This window comes from Streptomyces sp. NPDC016459, from assembly GCF_040632845.1.
Lineage (GTDB): Bacteria > Actinomycetota > Actinomycetes > Streptomycetales > Streptomycetaceae > Streptomyces.
Genome location: NZ_JBEYCR010000003.1, coordinates 336,648 through 354,456 on the forward strand (window position 1 = coordinate 336,648; position 17,809 = coordinate 354,456).

Genomic DNA, 17,809 nt, shown 5'->3' on the forward strand with positions numbered 1-17,809 from the left:
CCCTCACCTCGGTCTTCCGTTCGTCGCGTCCGCGCGGCCGGGCCGCCCCGACTGGGCGGCCATGACCTCCTCGTACAACTCCGTCCGGAACTCACGGAGATGCCCGAGGATGCTGCTCATCTGGGTCCCGACGTTCACGAACCGTGTCCGTGCTCCCTGGAACTCGACGTCGTCGACCTTCCGCGTCCCGCGGTGCAGCCCCACCACCGTCCAGTCGTCGAGGCAGACCGGTGAGCCGGAGGAGCCGCCCCGGGTGTCGGTGAAGTAGAGGATGTCGTGCTCGTCCGCCCGGTAGACCAGGTTGTTGCGCAGCGCGACCCGCTTCGGCATGCCGCCGGGGTGCTGGATGATGTTGACCGGCACGCGCTGCCGCTCCCGGACGAGCAGTGGTCGGGTGGACACCCTGAGCATGGGGCGCTCCACCTGGTCGGGCGAGAGCCGCACGATCGCGTAGTCGAGAGTCGCGTCCCACGCGGCGAGTTCACCGGCCGTCGCCTCCGGCGCCGCCGCCGCGTTCTCGACGAAGTCGAAGCGCGAGCGGGACATGAGCGCCTGGAGTCGTAGATCCTCGTCGCTCACGTACGGCCGGACCCCAGGTTCGTGGGAACGGGCCATCACCACATGGTGGTTGGTGATCAGCAGACCGGGGGCGATCATCCACCCCGTACCGCCGTGCGGATACGAGGGGAGGAGCGGGGCGCCCGCCTCGTACGGGGGGATCCGCAGCAGCGCGACGCAGGCGCCGGCCCGGATGCCGCCGTGGAGGAACTCGTACGGCACGGTGTCGTCCTGGAGGATGATCTCCTCCTTCATCTCCCCGGGCATCATCTCCGCCGGCAGCTCCGCCTCGCCGGTGATCGCGCGGGCCACGGTGTCGAGGGCGCCCTGGAGGACGGCGCGCGGGCCGGGTTCACGGGTGTTCTCGATCGCGTTGTGCAGCCAGATCTCCAGAGGGACGAGGCCGTCGATCAGGCGCTCGACCTGGTTCATCGCGTTCAGGTCGGCGTGGACCTGCTCCCGCGGGTCGTCCAGCGGTTCGAGCGTGGCCGTGAAGTAGCGGGGGACGCCCTTGAGGAGGGCCGCGCGCAGGGACCGGTCCGCGAGTCCCGCCTCCATGGCGGCGTTGCGGAGGCGGACGAGGTCCCGCTGCGGCAGGAACGGTTCCGCGCGGACCGCTGCTCCGGCGGCGTTCGGAGGCGGCCGGGTCCACAGCCCTGCGCCGCCGTGGCCGGGGCGGGAGGCCGCCCAGGGGCCCGGCTCCCCGCCGGACGGGGCGAGACCGCGGGCGGACGCGCCGGCGGCGGCGACGGCCCGCCGTGCCGCGCCGCGCGGCAGCGGGCCGGAGTCCATCGCCGCGGCGACCCCGAGCAGCAGGTCCCCGCTGTCGTCCCGGAGCGTCAGCACCTGCCGGGCGACACCGTCCAGGGTGCCGCGCCGCCGCGCCGCCCGCAGGTCCCGCTCGATCCGGGCGAGGTCCAGCCGGGCACCCGCCGCCGGGGCCGGGTACGCCTCGCCCGCCCCCGACGGAGGGGCCACCCCCGACGCCTCCCCGGGCGCCGACGGGTAGGCCACTCCGGTAACCGGGGGGTACGTCTCGCCCGCCGCCGACTCCAGGATGCGGGTCAGCGGCTCGCGGAGTGCGGGTTCGTCGGTGAGGGTGGTGTCGATCCAGTGGGCGAGTTCGGTCACCACCGTCTCCTCGTCCGCCGGGAGACCCACCAACCTCAGCGTGTGTTCCAGGAGTTGGGGATCCGAACGGCAGGCGGCGGCCGCCGCCGTCCGGGCCAGGGAAGGCTGTCGCGCCAGGTCGGCGTCCGGCATCCCGCGCAGTGTGCGGGCGAGCCGGTCCCGCGCCGGGGCCGCGTCGACGTCCGCGAGGGCCGCGAGCCGGGAGCGTGCGACCAGTACGCCCAGGGACTCGTACCGCAGCCCGAGGCCCGCCGCGATCTCCTCCGCCTCCTGGAGGTTCCGGTCTGCGGCCGCGAAGTCACCCGTGTCCTGCGCCAGCCGCGCGGACAGCTGGAGCAGTTCGAGCTGGGTCTCCGCGCAGCCCGCCTCCGTCGCCCCGTCCACGGCCCGCTCGGCGCTCGCGAGCGCCTCCGCCGTGCGTCCGGACCGGGCCAGGGTCTCCGCCAGCAGCGCGTGCAGCCGGCTGCACGGTGTCCACGGGCGCCGCTCCGCGAGCCGCTGGGCCGCGGCCTCCACGTACCCCTGGGTGAGCAGGTCCTCGACCTCGCGCGCGGCGATCCGCTCCCAGTCCTCCTGGGCGGCCTCGACCATGATCTGGTCGGGTACGTGGCCGCCGATCCTGCCGAGCAGGAACGCGGCCGAGCGGGGTGCCATCTCCCGGTGGGTCTCCCCGCCGAGGTATCCGGCGACTCCCGGTTCCCAGCGTTCCTCCACCGTACGGGGGTTCTCGCCGAGCCGTAGCCGATGGTAGATCTCCTCGGCACGGTTCCCGGCTCCCTCGCGGACCGCGTAGTAGGCGACGGCGCTGCGGTCCACGGCCCGCATCAGATCGGTCCGCGCGCTGTCCGAGAGGCGCAGCATGATGGCGCGCAGATCGGCCCGGTGCCTGATGGCGTCGGGGCCCGCCGACTCCATCAGGTCGACCCGTGAGGTGAGCAGCCCGTACAGCCGCCTGGCCTCTCCCGCGGTCGCGACACGGAGCCCCGCCGGACCGGCGAGCACCTCCCGGACCAGGTCGGGGGTGATGAAGCGGAGTGCGAGCCCCGCCTGGACGAGGGCCCGGACGTCGTCCTCCGCGATGTGCTTGAGGATGCGGTCGTACAGAGTGCCCTGGATCAGCATCTGGTCGACCTGGCGGTCGAAGTAGCGGCGTCGGGAGGGGAGTCCGCGCAGGAGCCCGCCGAGTGCGGGGGAGCCGGTGCCCAGGGCGACCGCCGTCCGGGCCGCCAGTTTGAGGCTCAGCGGATGGCCGCCGATGCGGTCCGCGAGGTCCTCCGCGAGCGCCTCGTCGAGGACCCCGGACGACATCAGGAGGTCCACGGACGCCTCGTGGTCGAGCTCGGTCAGCTCCATGGTGCGCGGGGTGAGGACCCGGGCCGGGTGGTCGATCGGCGCGCGTCCCGAGACGATGAACCGCAGCCGCGAGTAGGCCGCGCGGAGCGCCGTCCAGATGGCCCACATCCGGGTGATGACGGGGGAGCCGCGGTACATGGCCTCCTCGAAGGAGTCGATCACGATGACGAACGGCGGCGCGGTCCCGCCGGGCGCCGGGCGGACCGCCTCGGCGACCAGGGACGCGAGCCGGTGGGCGAGTTCCTGTTCGCGGGCGCTGGCCCGGGCGTGGAAGTCGGACGAGTAGTCGCGGGCGAGCGTGGCCCGGGTGCCGGCCAGGCCGCGGAGCTCGTCGAGTTCGTTGCGTTCCCCGCGCTGGCCCGCGGCCGTCCGCTCGCACTCGTCCGCGAGCGCCTCGAAGGAGGCGCGGAGGCCCGGGTGGTGGACGGCGATCTGTCGTGCCGTCTCCGCGATCACGGTGGCGGGTTCGTGGACGGAGAGGGTGGGACGCGCGAAGTCGATGTAGGCGAAGGGGAAGCCGGTCGGGGACGCGGCGAGGGCGTCGACCAGGAACTTGGCCAGCAGGGTGCTCTTGCCGATGCCGCCGAGGCCGTGGAGGAGCACCGGGGGCTCCGCGGGCTCCTCGGGAAGTGCCAGGTAGGCGTGCAGGGAGTCGAGTTCGGCGGTGCGGCCGTGGAAGGTCCCCCGGATCAGCCGGCGCATCGGCTGGAGCAGCCGGGCCTCCTCCAGGCGGTGCTGGACCTCGTCGACGGAGGGCAGCCCGGTCACGCCCGGCACACGGCTCAGCCAGAGCACGGCCTGGAGGGTGTCGGACAGCGCCTCGACGTCGTCGTCGTCCGCCAGGGACGCTGGGGCCTCCGAGGGCGACGGGGGCGACGAGGGTGACGAGGGTGACGAGGGTGACGAGGGTGACGAGGGCCGCGGGGAGCCGACGTGGGTGGGTGGGGCGTCGGTGCCGGCGAGCAGAGCCAGGGCGGCGCGTTCCGGACCGGGTCCCTCGGGCCGCAGCCCGATGTTGGTCCGCAGGACGTCCCACGCGGCCGAGGGCCCCGCGAGCCCCGCGAGCGCCGCGTCGCGGATCTCGGGCTTGAGCGCCCAGACCGACGCCCCGGAGGAGGGCAGGGCAGTGCAGTCGTCGACGAGCTCCAGGACCGCCCGCCCGGTGGACCGTTCCTCACCGGGCAGGCGGAGCAGCGAAGGGTCGAACTCCTGGAGCAGGCAGGCCGCCTCGCGGTAGGAGCGGCGCGGGTCGGGCAGGGCGACGGCGGCGGAGCCGGTCGCGCGCAGGGCGTCCCGCAGCAGCCGGCCCGCCTCGCCCGGCGGGGGCGAGGGCGGGAGCGTCCGGTGGATCCGTATGACATCCTCCACAGCCGTGCACAAGCGCCGCATGTAACTCTCGTCGCCCGAGGGTGAGTCGACGGCACGGAGGACCTCGATCACGGCCGTCTCCGTCAGCTCGCGGACCGTCCCTTCCTGTCCGGGGGCGACCGTGTCGGTGAAGAACTCCTGGAGGAAGTCCCGGACATCCCCCTCGTCCGCGAGACGGGTGGTGTCCCGGCACTCGTTCTTGCGTATCTCGTAGGGGAGTTGGCGCATCGTCGTGGCGTAGCCGAGCAGCACGAGCCGGGGCACGGTCTCGGCCCGTACCGGGGTGTGCTCGTAGATCGCCCGTGCCAGGACCCCGATGGCGTCCCACACGTCCGCGTGCGGGTCGAGCCGGTCGCAGTCGTCGAGGACCAGCCAGAAGCGGACCTCGGCGGCGGTCGCGCGGGCGACGATACGGTGGGCGGCGTCCTCGAAGGACGGCAGCGGATCGTTCAACCGTGTGGGATTCAACGGAAACCCGTCGGCCTCCGGCCCCACGAGGAAGGCCGAGAGCCGCTCCATCAGCCGCGCCGCCGTCGACGTGCGGGACAGGGTCACGCGTACCGGACGGAAGCCGTGGTGCTGCCCCAGGTGGCGGATCAGCTCGTACGTGTAGGAACGGCCGCTGTCCGGGGGGCCGTCGACGATCAGCACCGTCTGCTCCGGGTCGGTGAGGAACCCCCGGAGCTTCTCGCGCAGCTCGGACCGGTCGAGGAACACGGCGGTGCCGTGCTTCAACAGACGGCTGTCCAACGGGTCCCGCGCGGAGCGCCCGAGGTGTTCGTCCTCCCGCAGGCGGGTGAGCAGGTTCCGGGCCTCGGCGCCCTGTTCGAAGGCGCGCGGTTCGTCGATGGCGGACAGCGCGTCGAGACCGGCGAGGACGGAGAGCAGCCGGCGCTGGTGGGCGATGTCCCGGCGGGCGGCGACGACCACGAGCACGGCGTTGCGGTCGGGGTCCGGGGTGAGGGGCAGGTCCTCGACGAAGTCGGCGGGGAGGCCCGCGCGCAGCAACCGGTCGCGTGGCTCCGGGGTGTCGAGGAGATGGTCCCGCACCCAGCTGACGACGAGCCCCCACTCGGTCTCGGTGAGCGGCATACCGCACCTGTCCGGCGAGCTTCGCTCAGCGCCGGTCGCTCCGGCGCCGGGAACGTGACGGATCGGACGTGGCGACCGATCCCTCCCATCGTTCCACCGGCCCGGAAGGGCCGCAATCGCGGCCGGACGCGGAGGAGGGGCCTCGCGGGTCAGGGGTGCAGGACCATGTCCTCGTACGACTCGAGGCGCCGCCAGCGATCCTCGGGGGCCCGGGTCGGAGGCATCACGTCCACGTCCGGCAGCGGTCCGAACTCCAGCTCGGTGATCTCCGCGATGTCCGACACGGGGACCTGGTACGTCCGGAACGGGCCGAGCGGCGGCGGCGCCCCGGCCTCCGCTCCGGCGCGGGCCCGTTCCGCGTCCCGGCTCAGGTCGGGGCTCTGGTCGAGGACGTACCCGGCGGCGGCGAGCGCCCCGTCCTGGAGGAACGCCGCCACCTTCCAGAAGCGCATCGGCACCTGGATGCCCCGGTACGGCGGGTCGGAGTCCTGAAGCACCGGGCCCGTGAGGACCGTCAGCTTCCGGTCGAACGCGGCGGCGTGGTCGAGGAGGTGGTTCTCCAGGCCCTGCCAGAGTTGTTTGCCCTGGTTGAAGACGTCCGCCTGGGGCGCGGCGTTGGTGTAGTGGAAGGTGTCCGCGTCGGCGCGGAGCGCCGTGGCCATGGGTCCCCAGACCGGGTCGAGCCGGCGCACCAGATGGCCGCGGTCGAGGCTGTTGTTCCGGTAGACGTCGTTGCCCGCCTGGTGCTCGTCGGGCAGCCGGGGATCGAAGAGCCAGACGTCGTCGCGGGGCACGTCCTCCTGGAGTTCGCGCCCTTCGATGCACACCGCCGTCGACGCCGCCAGGCGGCGGTCGGGCCGGAAGACCACGGTGAAGTGGGTGTACGGCAGGATCACCGTCTCGACCGCCTCCCGCGCCGGGAGCGGCAGCGGGACGACCGGGCCGAGGAAACCCTCGTCGTAGCCGGTGCGGTCGGCGAGCAGATCACGGGGGACGCCGTTCTCGCCCGGAGGGGGCGGGAGATCCGAAGGGTTCATACGATGTAAGTACCGCGTGGAGAGGGTCGCGCTCGGCGCCGGACCACACGCCACTCGATCAGACGCCCCGGGCGGTCTCCCCTCCGCTTCCCGCCAGGAGGCAACCCATGGCCACCGGACTCTCGCTGCACATCGGGCTCAACCAGGTCGACCCCGCCCGCTACGACGGCTGGGACGGCACCCTGAACGCCTGCGAGAACGACGCCCACGACATGGAGCGACTCGCCCGCACCGCCGGATTCGACACCACCGTCCTGCTCACCCCCGACGGCACCGTCGACAAGGTCACCGCCGCGCTCGGCGACGCCGCCGCACGGCTCGGCCCCGGAGACATCCTGCTCTGCACCTACTCGGGCCACGGCGGGCAGGTGGACGCGACCGGCTCCGACGACGAGCCGGACGCGCTCGACGAGACCCTGGTGCTCTACGACCGCCAGTTCCTCGACGACGAGGTCCACCGGGCCTTCCGCGCCTTCGCCCACGACGTACGGATCGTCGCCCTCTTCGACTGCTGCCACAGCGGCAGCAGCATCGAGATCCCGGGCGCTGTCGCGGCCGAGGGCACGCCCCGCCATCTGCCCGAACCCCAGCGGAGGCAGCTCGACGACCGGGACCGCGGCTTCTTCGAGGAGCTCCGGCGTTCGCTGGCGAAGGACGCGCCGTCCGACGGAGCGGGCCCCGACGCGCTCCTCGTGTCGGCCTGCCAGGACAACCAGGTTGCCCTCGACGGCGACGCCAACGGAGCCTTCACCGCGGCCCTGCTCAAGGTGTGGGACGACGGCGCCTTCCGGGGCGGCTACCGGGACTTCCACCGGGCGGTCCAGCGCAGACTGCCCCCCACCCAGAGCCCGAACCTCTACCTGACCGGCACGCCGTCGCCGGACTTCCTGAGCCAGCGCCCCTTCACGATCTGAGGCACGGCATCCGGGCGGGGCACGGCACGGCAGGGCACCTGAGGGCACGGCATCGCATCCGAGGACATGACGTCGGAGGGCAAAGAGAAAGGCAAGGAGGGTCAACCACTCCTTGCCACTCTCAAGGTATAGCGCACAGGGGGCCTTGCCGCAAGGCCCCCGTCGTGTTGCAGAATCTCCGCTCGAAGCCAGTGACTCTGGCAGTTCATCGAACGGGGCTCTTGAATGCATGACGTGATCGTGGTCGGCGGCGGACCGACCGGTCTGATGCTGGCGGCCGAACTGCGGCTGCACGACGTGGACGTCGTCGTGCTGGAGAAGCGGGACGAGCCGAGCGGCGAGTCCCGGGGGCAGGGCCTGCACGCGCGCAGCGTGGAGATGATGGACCAGCGCGGGATGCTCGACCGGTTCCTCGCGGTCAGCGAGAAGTTCCAGGTCGGCGGCCTCTTCGGCGGCATCATGAAGCCGTGGCCCGAGAGCCTGGACACGGCTCACCCGTACGGCCTCGCCACTCCGCAGCCGGTCACCGAGCGGCTGCTCGACGAGCGCGCGCGGGAACTCGGCACCGAGATCCGGCGCGGCTGCGAAGTCGTCGGACTGAGCCAGGACGAGGACGGGGTGAGCGTCGAGCTGGCGGACGGCACGCGGATGCGCTCGCGCCACCTCGTCGGGTGCGACGGCGGCCGTAGCACCGTACGCAAGCTGATCGGCGTCGACTTCCCCGGCGAGCCCGCCACGGTGGAGACGCTCCTCGGTGACATGGAGGTGACCGCGGATCAGGCGACGATCACCGCCGTCGTCGAGGAGGTCCGCAAGACCCAGATGCGGTTCGGCGTCGTCCCCGGGGAGAACGGGGTCTTCCGCATCGTCGTGCCCGCCGACGGGGTGTCGGAGGACCGGGCCGCGCCGACCCTCGACGAGTTCAGGCAGCAGCTGCGGGCCTTCGCCGGCACCGACTTCGGCGTGCACTCACCGCGCTGGCTCTCCCGGTTCGGCGACGCCACCCGCCAGGCCGAGCGCTATCGGGTCGGCCGGGTGTTCCTCGCCGGCGACGCGGCGCACATCCATCCGCCGACCGGCGGGCAGGGCATGAACCTCGGCATCCAGGACGCGTTCAACCTCGGCTGGAAGCTGGCCGCCGCGGTCGACGGCTGGGCGCCCGAGGGGCTGCTCGACACCTACGAGGCCGAACGGCACCCGGCCGGCGCCCGCGTGGTGGAGAACACCCGCGCGCAGATGATGCTGCTCGGCGGCGACGCGGGTGCGACGGCGCTGCGGGAGCTGTTCTCGAAGCTGATGGACTTCGAGGAGGTCAACCGCTACGTGACGGGGATGATCACCGCCATAGACGTCCGCTACGACCTGGGCGAGGGGCACGAACTGCTCGGCCTGCGGATGCGGGACGTGGAGCTGAAGGAGGGGAGGCTCTACGAGCGGATGCGCGGCGGCCGGGGGCTCCTCCTCGACCGGACCGGGCGGCTCTCCGTCGAGGGCTGGGCGGACCGGGTCGACCACGTCGTCGACACGGGCGAGGAACTGGACGTGCCGGCCGTGCTGCTGCGGCCCGACGGTCATGTGGCGTGGGTCGGTGAGGACCAGGAAGGGCTGCGCGGCCGACTGACCGAGTGGTTCGGCGCCGCGAAGGGCTGAGCGCGGCCACGGGGTTCCGTACGGGGCGGGTCGCCTAGTGCGGGCGGGGCCGGTCCTCTCGTACCCGGTCCCGCAGTGGCAGCGCCAGTACTCCCGCCGAAGCCGGTTCCGTACGTGGCGGCGGGGGCCGGTCCAGCCGCACCGAGGATTCGGCTACGGGGCCGGTTGCGCCTGCGCCCCCGCCCCGTGCGGGGCGTCCTTCACGGTCTGAGCGCCGTCGCCAGTTGGGCTCGGGAACGGACGTCGAGCTTCTGGTAGATCCGGGTGAGCCGCGCCTCGACCGTCTTCACGCTCAGGTACAGCTTCGCCGCCGCCTCCTGGTTGCTGGCTCCCTGGCTCACCAGGCGGGCCAGGCGCAGTTCCGCCTCCGTCAGCGTGGAGAGCGCCGCCGGAGCCTCTTCGCCCCCGGAGCCGCCGCCGGAGGTCTCGCCCGCCGGGCCCGCCGGGGTCTCGCTCGCCAGGGCCAGCCAGGGAGCCGCCCCGGCCCGTTCGAACACCGACGCCGCCGTGTGCAGCGCGTTCTGCGCCGCCGACCGGCGACGTCTTCGGCGCTCCACCCGGGCGAGCGCGATCAGGGCCCGGCCCCGCTCAAGGGGCAGCCCTGCCCGCCCGAAGGCCTCGGCCGTGCGGGTGAGCAGTTCCACCGCCTCGTCCGTCCGGCCCTCGGCCGCGAGCCACAGGGCGTACGCCCGGTCACAGCCGAGGAGGACCGTGGAGCGTCCGAGCCGGGCGGCCACCGGCCGTACCTCGTCGAGCACCGCGAGCGCCTCGTCGCCGGAGTCCTGGGCGAGCAGCGCCTCGGCGAGCTCCTCGTGCCAGCGCAGCATGGAGGGGTCCACGGTCGACTGGGCGCGCTCGTCGGCCTGGACGCGCCGCAGTGTCTCCAGGGCGGCGGCGACGTCCCCGTTGATCAGCTGGACCCGGCCGAGCGCGTACCGGCTGCGGGAGAGGAAGACCCGGTCGCCCTCCTCCTCCGAGGCCTGGATGCTGCGCCGCGCGTAGCTCGCCGCCCGGGCGAAGCTGCCGCCGGCCGTCTCGGCGAGCGCGAGGGTGTACCAGGCGGGTCCGGGGGAGAGGCCCGCCTCCAGGGTCAGCGCGAGGGCCTGCCCCGCGTGCGCGAGGGCCGCGGGGCAGGCGCCCCTGCGGGACTCGATCGCGGCGAGCGTGGCGAACAGCTCGATGGCGTCCTCCACCGAGCCGCGCCGCTGCACCAGGGGGAGGAGCGCGTTCAGCTCGTCGCGGGCGTCCGTGAGCCGGTCGTCGAAAAGGGCGTGACGGATCGTCAGGATCTGGGCCGCGTTGCGGATCCCGAGCGGGCGCTCGGCCAGCTCCAGGCCACGTGCCTGCGCGAGCACCGCCTCCGCGTCCGGGGACCCCAGGGCCCGTTCCATCCGCGCCTGTACGGTCAGGGCCTGCGCGGCCGTACGCGGATCGCCCATGGAGGCGGCGAGCGCGGCCGATTCGACGGCGGCCGCACGGGAGCGCTGCGGATCGCCGTCCGCCAGGACGTACTTGACGGCGAGCCGGAGCTGGACGGCCGCCCGCAGCGCGGTGTCCCCCTCGGAGTCCTCCATGGCGTGGACGTACATCTCGTCGAGACCGGTCAGACCCTGGCCCGCCGTGTCGAGTACGGCGAGCCGCGCCCTGACCCGGTCGGAGGGAGCCGCGTCGCGGGCGAGCAGGTCGGTGGCGGCCCGCATCGCGAGGTCGGCGCGGGCGGCGCGGGCGGCCTCCTCGGCGGCGTCGACGAGCCGCGCGATCCGCCGTGTGCCGTGTCGGCCGGGCGTCGACTCGGCGGCGAGCAGGGCGAGTTCGGCGGCGAGGGCGCTGTTCCCGCGCCTCCGGGCCAGATCGGCGGCGGCCGCGACCTCGGCGGCGAGGTCCTCGTCGGGACTGTCGGTGGCGAGCGCCCGGTGGCGTACCGCTTCGACGGTGTCGTCCACGACCTCGGCGAGCGCCGCGTGCCCGGCGCTGCGCTCGGCCCAGCAGGCGTCGTGCACCAGGGTGGAGGGCAGCAGACCCGCGGTGAAGGTGACCGAGCCGTCCTCGGCGAGCGACACGAGTCCGGCCCGTTCGGCCGCCGCGAGGTCCGCCTCGGCGTTGGGCCGCCCGGCCCGCCGTACCAGCGTGGACGAGGGGCGCAGGGCCAGGGCGGCGAGCAGCAGCGTCTCGCGTACGGCGAGGGGTGCGGCGCCGAGGAGCTGACGGGCGAGATCGCGGGCCCGCCCGGAGAGCGTCAGCGCCTCCGCGTGGTGCACGGGGGTCCGCGCGTCGGCGAGCGAGCGGCCCACGGCGAGGGCGAGCCGGGGGTTGCCGCCGCTGGCGCGGTGGATGCGGCCGGCCATCCGGGAGGGGAGCCGGTGGTGGATGAGGAGCTCGGCGATCTCGTCGGCCTGCAGCGGGGGGACGAGCAGCACGTCCGCCTCGGACGGCACCCAGAGGTGGGTGGCGTGGGGGTCCTCGGGGCGGTGGGGTTCCTTGGCCTCGCCATACGGTTCCGGGGTCTCGACGGCGACCACGCGCAGTGCGGGCGGTGCCAGGTGGAAGGCGAACCGCAGCAGGTCCGCGCTGTCCGCGTCGACGTGCTGCACGCCGTCGACGACGAGGAGGACGGGGCCGCGGCCGGTGAGCGTGCGCAGGATCTGGGCGATGCCGAGGCGGAGTGCGATCGGGTCCCAGCCGCCCGCGTCGAGCGGTGCCTCGCGGCAGAGCATGGCGACGGCGGTGCGCTGGGGGCCGGGCAGTTCGTCGAAGACCCAGCAGGCCGCCTCGGGCCGGCTGATGCCGAGGTCCGGCCAGGCCACCGTGGCCGCCACCGAGGCCACGAGCGCGGCGGCGGAGGCGCCCGGTATCTCGCGGTCGGACGGCAGGGTCGCCAGCCACAGCACGGTCTCGCCGCGCGCCTCGGCGCGGCCGGCCTCGGCGAGCGCCAGTTCGGTCTTGCCGACACCGGCGGGTCCGGTGAGCAGGGCGCGGCCCCGGGTGTGCAGGGCGCGTTCCAGCCGGCAGAGGAGTTCCTCGCGGCCCACCGGCGCCAGGGGTGCCCCCGCGCCCGCAGCGCGCAGGGCGGCATACGGGGCTGTCGTCACTGTCCACCACCTCCGCCGCTCCGGGCCCCCGGCCCAAGAGCCCCGTGGGCAGAGAATACGGAGCCATCGGGCGGAGTCCAGGCCCCTTGTCCGGCATACGGACAGGGCACCCCGGCGGAGCGGTGCGGCCGGACGCCAGGACGCGCCCGTGGTGTAGACCACGAGCGCGCCGCTGACCAGCAGTGATGCTGTTGTGGGGGGTGGGTCTGTGGTGGAGCGGTGGTGCCTTAGAAGGTGAGGCTCCACGAGTTGATGTAGCCGGTGTCACCCGAGGCCACATCGCGGACCTGGAGCTTCCAGGTGCCGTTGGCGACCTCGCTCGACGCGTCGACCGTGTACGTGGTCAGGACGTTGTCGGCGCTGTCCGAGGAGGAGGAGGCCTTGAGGTTGCGCACCGTGCCGTCGGGGGCGACCAGGTCGATGACCAGGTCCCCGCGCCAGGTGTGCTTGATGTCCACGCCGACCTTGAGGGCGGCGGGGGCGTTGCCGGTGCGGCCGGTGACGGCGATCGAGGACGACACGGTGGTGTTGTCGGCGATCGTGACGTCCGTGTCGTTAGTGAACACGGAGCCGGTCGGCGGGGTGCCCGTGACCGCGTTCACGGTCTTCGTGGCGTCCGCGATGCCGGTGCCGCAGCCGCCGGTGCAGGTTCCGGGCAGCGGGCGGGCGTTGGACTTGATCGCGGACTCGATCTCGGCCGGGGTGAGGGTGCTCTTGGCCGACTTCAGCAGGGCGGCGAGGCCGGCGATGTGCGGCGCGGCCATCGAGGTGCCCTGGTAGGGCTTGTAGTTCTCGGTCGACGGGGTCGTCGTGCCCGAGTTCAGCGTGGAGTAGATGCCGTTCTCGGGGGTGGTGACGGTGCCGGGCGTGTCGGTGGAGCGGCGGGTCTCGCCACCGGGCGCGGAGACGTCGATGATCGTGCCGTAGTTGGAGTAGTACGACCGGTTGCCCTCACGGCTGGTCGACGCCACGTTGATGACGTTCGAGCAGTTCGCGGGGGTGAAGCCGCTGGCGTTGGCGTTGCTGTTGCCCGCGGCGACGACGACGGTGGCACCGCGCTGGACGGCGCCGTTGATCGCGGTCTGGTAGACGCTCGGGCAGGTGGCGCTGGCGCCGCCCAGGCTCAGGTTGATGACCTTCGCCGGGTTCGCGTTGGCCGGGACGCCGGGCACGGTGCCGCCGGAGGCCCAGGTGATGGCGTCGGCGATGTCGGAGGACGAGCCGCCGCACTTGCCGAGCACCCGCACGGGCTGGATCTTCGCGTTGTACGCGATGCCCGCGATGCCCTTGGCGTTGTTGGTGACGGCGCCGATGGTGCCGGCCACGTGGGTGCCGTGCCAGGAGGAGTTGGAGGCCTTGGAGCCGGTGCCGCACTCGTTGTCGGTGGCGTTCCAGTCGCCCTCGTCCTTGGCGTCCGCGTCGCGGCCGTTGCCGTCGCGGGCGTCGGCGGAGGCCGAGATGAAGTCGTAACCGGAGACGACGTTGGTCGCCAGGTCCGAGTGGGCGGCGTAGCCGGTGTCGATGACGGCGACGGTGACGCCGGAACCGGTCGTCTTGTCCCAGGCTGCAGGAACGTTCATGCCGCCGGTGGGCTCGAAGAGGTCCCACTGCTTGGCGTAGTCGGTGTCGTTCGGCGTGGCCGCCATCGCGTAGGCGCGGATGTCGGGCTCGACGGAGGCGACGGCGGGGTCGGCGCGGAACGCGTCCATGACCTCCGTCAGGTCCTGCTTGGTGGCGCTGTCACCCAGGTCGACCAGGGCGCCGCCGCCGGCGAGGCGACGCTCGAAGGAGAGCTTCTCGCCCGTCTTCGCGGCCTTCTCGGCGGTGTCGTTCTTCGCGGCGGTGTTGGAGCCGGCCTCGGCGGCCTGGCTCTTGTAGGTGACGATGACCTTCTCGACCGGGGCGCTGGGGATCGCCCGCATCGTCTGCGAAGCCGGCGCGGGCTTCGGGGTGGCAGCGCCCGGGGCGGCGGCGAACGCCCCGGAGGTGGTGGCAGCGGCGCCGAGGATGGCGGCGCTCGCGACCACGGATATGACTCTCCGCCTGGAACCGTTCAAGGTGTGGCCCTTTCAAGTACGACGTAACTGCGGAGCAGTGGCGGCGGCGCGGGACACACGGGGCGAAGTGGGGTCGCTGTCCGTCGGTCCCTGGGCTTGGGGAGCCCGTGCGCCGCCACCGGCGCGACGGCCCGGGTCAAGGCCGTCCCCGGCGGACGCCACCCTCCTCATGCACCTGTCAGGGTGCGTTCGGGGGATGATATCTGCCGGTGCGGAGGACAGTAGGGAACGGGAGGGTGAACCCGATACGGGGAAAACCCTTGTCACCCCTCAGGGGCCTGCGGGGGGTCGGTGAGGGGGACGGGCGACGGGCACCGCCCCCGCGCGCGTCCCGCTCCCCCCGCACCCCGGTTCTCCGCCGCCGGGCCGTCCCCGGGGACCCTCGCGGGGTGGGGGGGACGGGTCCGTCGGCCGGGCCGGCTCCCTCGGGCCTGTCGTTGGGATCACGCCTGAGGGTCCGCCGGCCGGGCCGTGTCCCCATGCCGCTCGTTCGGATCACGCCGGGTTCGCGAGGACTGATCCGGACGAGAGGCACTAGCCGAGTTCGAGCGTGGTGACACCGTAGACACGCTCGCGCGCCACCGGCCGCACCGGGCCCGTGTACATCCTGGCCGTCTCGAACGTCGGCTCCAGCCCCCGCTCCTCGGCGAGCCGCGCCGCCGCCGGGTTCGACTCCGGCATGTCGACCGCGATCCGGACCGCACCGAAGTCCCGCGCCTCGGCGGCCAGCCCGTCGAGCAGGGCGGCGGCGTCGGCCGGGGTGTCGGCGAACAGCGGCCCCACGCGCGCCTCGTCCTGCGCGGGGCGGACCACCCCGTATCCCGTCACCCGCCCGTCGACGACCCGCACCAGGGCGCGGTGACCGGGCGTGGTCAGCCAGGCCGCGAGGAAACGCGGCCGGTCGGCGTGGTGGCAGCCGCCGTCGTACGCGCCGAGGACGGCCGGATCGACCCGCCAGGCCGCCACCACACCGGGCACGGGACGGTCGGGGGCGGGGACCTCGCCCACGTACCGCGCCGTGCGGTACGCCGTGGAGAAGCCCGAGCGGCGGTAGTTGTCCTGCTGCGCCGGCACTCCGTCGAGCCCGACGGACCGGTCGCCCGCGTGGGCGAGGGCCGCCCGCCAGGTGGCGAGACCGTGACCGAGACCACGGAGTCCGGGACGGACCAGATAGAAGCCGAGGAACGCGTACGCGTCGTCGTAGGTGACGACGGAAATGGCGGATACCGGCTCCCCGTCGATCCGCCCGAGGAAGAACCCCCCGGGGTCCTGCGCGAAGAACGCCCGCGCGTCGGAGAGACCGGGATTCCACCCCTCCTCGGCGGCCCAGGAACGCACAAGCTCCCAGTCCCGGGCCGAGGCGGGGGAGACGGACAGCGAGCCGGAGGAGCCGGAGGAGACGGAGACCATGGGGATTCCTTCGACGGCCGGGGCGGGCGGGGGCAGGCGGGGGCGGGATGTCCGGCCGCGGGGATCGCGCGGATCGGCCGCGGCGCACGGACGACCCGGAACACCGGCAAAAGCGCGGTGAGCTTAGCGTCGCGCGGGACCGGCCCGGTTGACGGGCGATCGATTCCGGCCGCGGGCCCGGAGGGGACATTCCCGGCATTCCTCAGTGGACGAGACGCAGACGCGGACCGGCCACCGAGAGACGGACGGTCTGCCCCCACGTCAGATCGAGGGCGTCCGATTCGACGCCGTCGCCGAACGCGACGAGGCGGTCCGACTCGACCGTGAGACACAGACCCTGGCCCGGATCGAGGAGCCCCTCCACCCGGCTCGTACCGGTCGTCGGCGACGGCCAGGCCTCGCGGACGAACCAGGCGAGCCGGGCGTCCACCGGCGACGGCAGCGCGAGCGCGCTGGAGCGCTGCTCCCACAGCGACCGCAGCCATCCCGTGGCCCCCGTGCCGGTACCGACCAGCACCCCCGACGAGGCCTGCGGTTCGGGCGGAACCGCCGTCGCGTCCAGGTCGAGGGTGTAGCGCGCCGTCTGGTGGCCGCGGGGGCCGACGTAGATCTCGTTCAGGGCGAGCAGCCGCTGGGTGTCGTCGGTGACGGCCTCCACCATCGTCAGCTCGTCGACCGTCGCCCCGGCACCCACCGCGTACGGCAGCAGCCGCCGCGCCCGGTCCGCGCGGTGGCGGACCAGGACGCCGGCGTTGCGCCCGGGGTCGGCGTCGATCCCGATGACCGGCTGCCCGTCCAGGTACTTGGCCGCGTTGGCGACCAGGCCGTCCTGTCCGACCACCACGACCACGTCCTCCGGACCGAACAGGAACCGGTCCAGGTCGGCCCGCTCCACCCGGGTCTGCCGCCACGTCAGCGGCACCGCGCCCGCCACCTCGGCGAGCGCCCGGTGGCTGCGCTCGTGCCGCTCGCGCACCGGGTCGACCGAACGGCCGCGCGCGGCGAGGAAGAACGCGGCCTGGCCGTGCGTACCGTGCCGGGCGAGCAGCTCCTCGTACTCCGTGGTCCGGTGCACGAGCACCGCGCGCGGCGCCAGGCTCACGGCCGCGCCCCGCCCTCGCCCAGCTTGGCGAGCAGCCCCGTCAGGACGTCGGGCGAGAGCGTCAGGTGCTCGATCCGGGGCAGGTTCTCGGCCGCTTGGGTCACGGCGAGCGCGTGCAGAGTTGCGGCGTCGACCTCGGTGTGCGCCCGCAGCCACGCGGACTGCGCGCCGGCGCGCGCCTCCCCGATCTCGCGTGCCGCCTCGGCCTCGGCGCGGGCGAGACGGACCTTCCGTACGGCTTCGGCCTCGGCCCGTACCGCGTCGGCGGCGGCGTTCTCCTCGGCCTCGCGACGTGCGTTGGTGCCGCGCTGCTCGACGAGCCGCTCCTCCTGCCGGGCCAGCTCGATCTTGCTGGCGAGCTCGTTCTCCGCGATGGCGCGTTCGCGCTCCACGGCGACGGCGCGCCGCTCGTACGTGGCCCGGTCGGCCTCCTGCTGGATCTGCTCCCGGGCGGGCGTCCGCAGGGCGCGCTCGACCTCGGGCTCGGGGCGGATGGCCACCACCCGGACGGCGACGACCTCGATGCCGGTGGACGGGAGGCGGGGCTCGGCCGCCAGTCCGGCCGTCACGCGGTCCCGCACCGCCGCCACCCCGTCCATGAGCGCCTCGGCGAGGAGGGTACGGGCGAGGACGTCGAGGGCGTGCTGCTGGGCGGTCTCGGTGAGGAGGGTGGCGATCTGCTCCAGCGGGGCGCCGCGCCACGCGCCGGTGTCGGGGTCGATGGAGAAGTCGAGCCGGGTGGCCGCGGCCGCCGGGTCGCCGATCCGGTAGGTGACGGTGGACTGGACGCTCACGTCCTGGAAGTCGGCGGTACGGGCGTGGAAGGCCATCGCCAGTTCGCGGTCGTTCACCGGCACCTCGGAGAGGGCGGCGGTGAGCGGCCGGAACCAGAAGCTCAGCCCCTCGCCGTCGTGCACGAGCCGGCCGCGGCGCTGGTGGCGGATGTGCGCGGTGGGCGCGGAGCGCAGGTGGCGCCAGCCGGCGCGGCGGGTGATGTCTGCCATGAGAGGAACCCCCTTGTCGTCAAATTGACGATAGGGGGTGTTCT

General features: G+C 73.7%; 9 protein-coding genes. 2 read left to right on the forward strand and 7 right to left on the reverse strand.

All coding sequences use genetic code 11. The annotated features are described in order from the left end of the window. Positions 1 to 3 precede the first annotated feature (3 nt). The gene (locus ABZ567_RS11755) at positions 4 to 5,502 is read right to left on the reverse strand and encodes a trypsin-like peptidase domain-containing protein (protein WP_360787216.1); all 5,499 of its coding nucleotides are present in this window, start codon (positions 5,500 to 5,502) and stop codon (positions 4 to 6) included. A 149-nt stretch (positions 5,503 to 5,651) separates the two neighbouring features. After that, the gene (locus tag ABZ567_RS11760) at positions 5,652 to 6,539 is read right to left on the reverse strand and encodes a DNA/RNA non-specific endonuclease (protein WP_360787219.1); all 888 of its coding nucleotides are present in this window, start codon (positions 6,537 to 6,539) and stop codon (positions 5,652 to 5,654) included. A 107-nt stretch (positions 6,540 to 6,646) separates the two neighbouring features. Here ABZ567_RS11760 and ABZ567_RS11765 point away from each other — a divergent pair, with 107 nt between their 5' ends. Both ABZ567_RS11765 and rox read left to right on the forward strand, forming a co-directional pair. Beyond that, complete coding sequence (locus tag ABZ567_RS11765) at positions 6,647 to 7,453, forward strand: caspase family protein (protein ID WP_360787222.1); 807 nt, start codon at positions 6,647 to 6,649, stop codon at positions 7,451 to 7,453. A 225-nt stretch (positions 7,454 to 7,678) separates the two neighbouring features. Beyond that, positions 7,679 to 9,103, forward strand: a complete 1,425-nt coding sequence (rox, locus tag ABZ567_RS11770) for a rifampin monooxygenase (protein ID WP_360787224.1) — start codon at positions 7,679 to 7,681, stop codon at positions 9,101 to 9,103. Positions 9,104 to 9,303: 200 nt separating this feature from the next. Here the strand turns inward: rox and ABZ567_RS11775 are convergent, their stop codons facing one another. From ABZ567_RS11775 to ABZ567_RS11795, 5 genes are all read right to left on the reverse strand, one after another. After that, the gene (locus ABZ567_RS11775; RefSeq protein WP_360787227.1) at positions 9,304 to 12,192 is read right to left on the reverse strand and encodes a LuxR family transcriptional regulator; all 2,889 of its coding nucleotides are present in this window, start codon (positions 12,190 to 12,192) and stop codon (positions 9,304 to 9,306) included. A gap of 227 nt (positions 12,193 to 12,419) precedes the next feature. After that, positions 12,420 to 14,114, reverse strand: coding sequence for a S8 family serine peptidase (locus ABZ567_RS11780; RefSeq protein ID WP_360787643.1), 1,695 nt, complete (start codon positions 14,112 to 14,114; stop codon positions 12,420 to 12,422). Between the two features lie 669 nt (positions 14,115 to 14,783). Next, on the reverse strand, positions 14,784 to 15,659 hold the full coding sequence (locus ABZ567_RS11785) for a GNAT family N-acetyltransferase (protein ID WP_360787229.1): 876 nt from the start codon (positions 15,657 to 15,659) through the stop codon (positions 14,784 to 14,786). A 202-nt stretch (positions 15,660 to 15,861) separates the two neighbouring features. Beyond that, positions 15,862 to 16,761: a hypothetical protein gene (locus ABZ567_RS11790; protein ID WP_360787232.1), complete on the reverse strand. Its 900-nt coding sequence runs from the start codon at positions 16,759 to 16,761 to the stop codon at positions 15,862 to 15,864. Then, on the reverse strand, positions 16,758 to 17,765 hold the full coding sequence (locus ABZ567_RS11795) for an SPFH domain-containing protein (RefSeq protein WP_360787235.1): 1,008 nt from the start codon (positions 17,763 to 17,765) through the stop codon (positions 16,758 to 16,760). The genes ABZ567_RS11790 and ABZ567_RS11795 overlap by 4 nt, the downstream gene beginning before the upstream one ends. Positions 17,766 to 17,809: the final 44 nt, after the last annotated feature.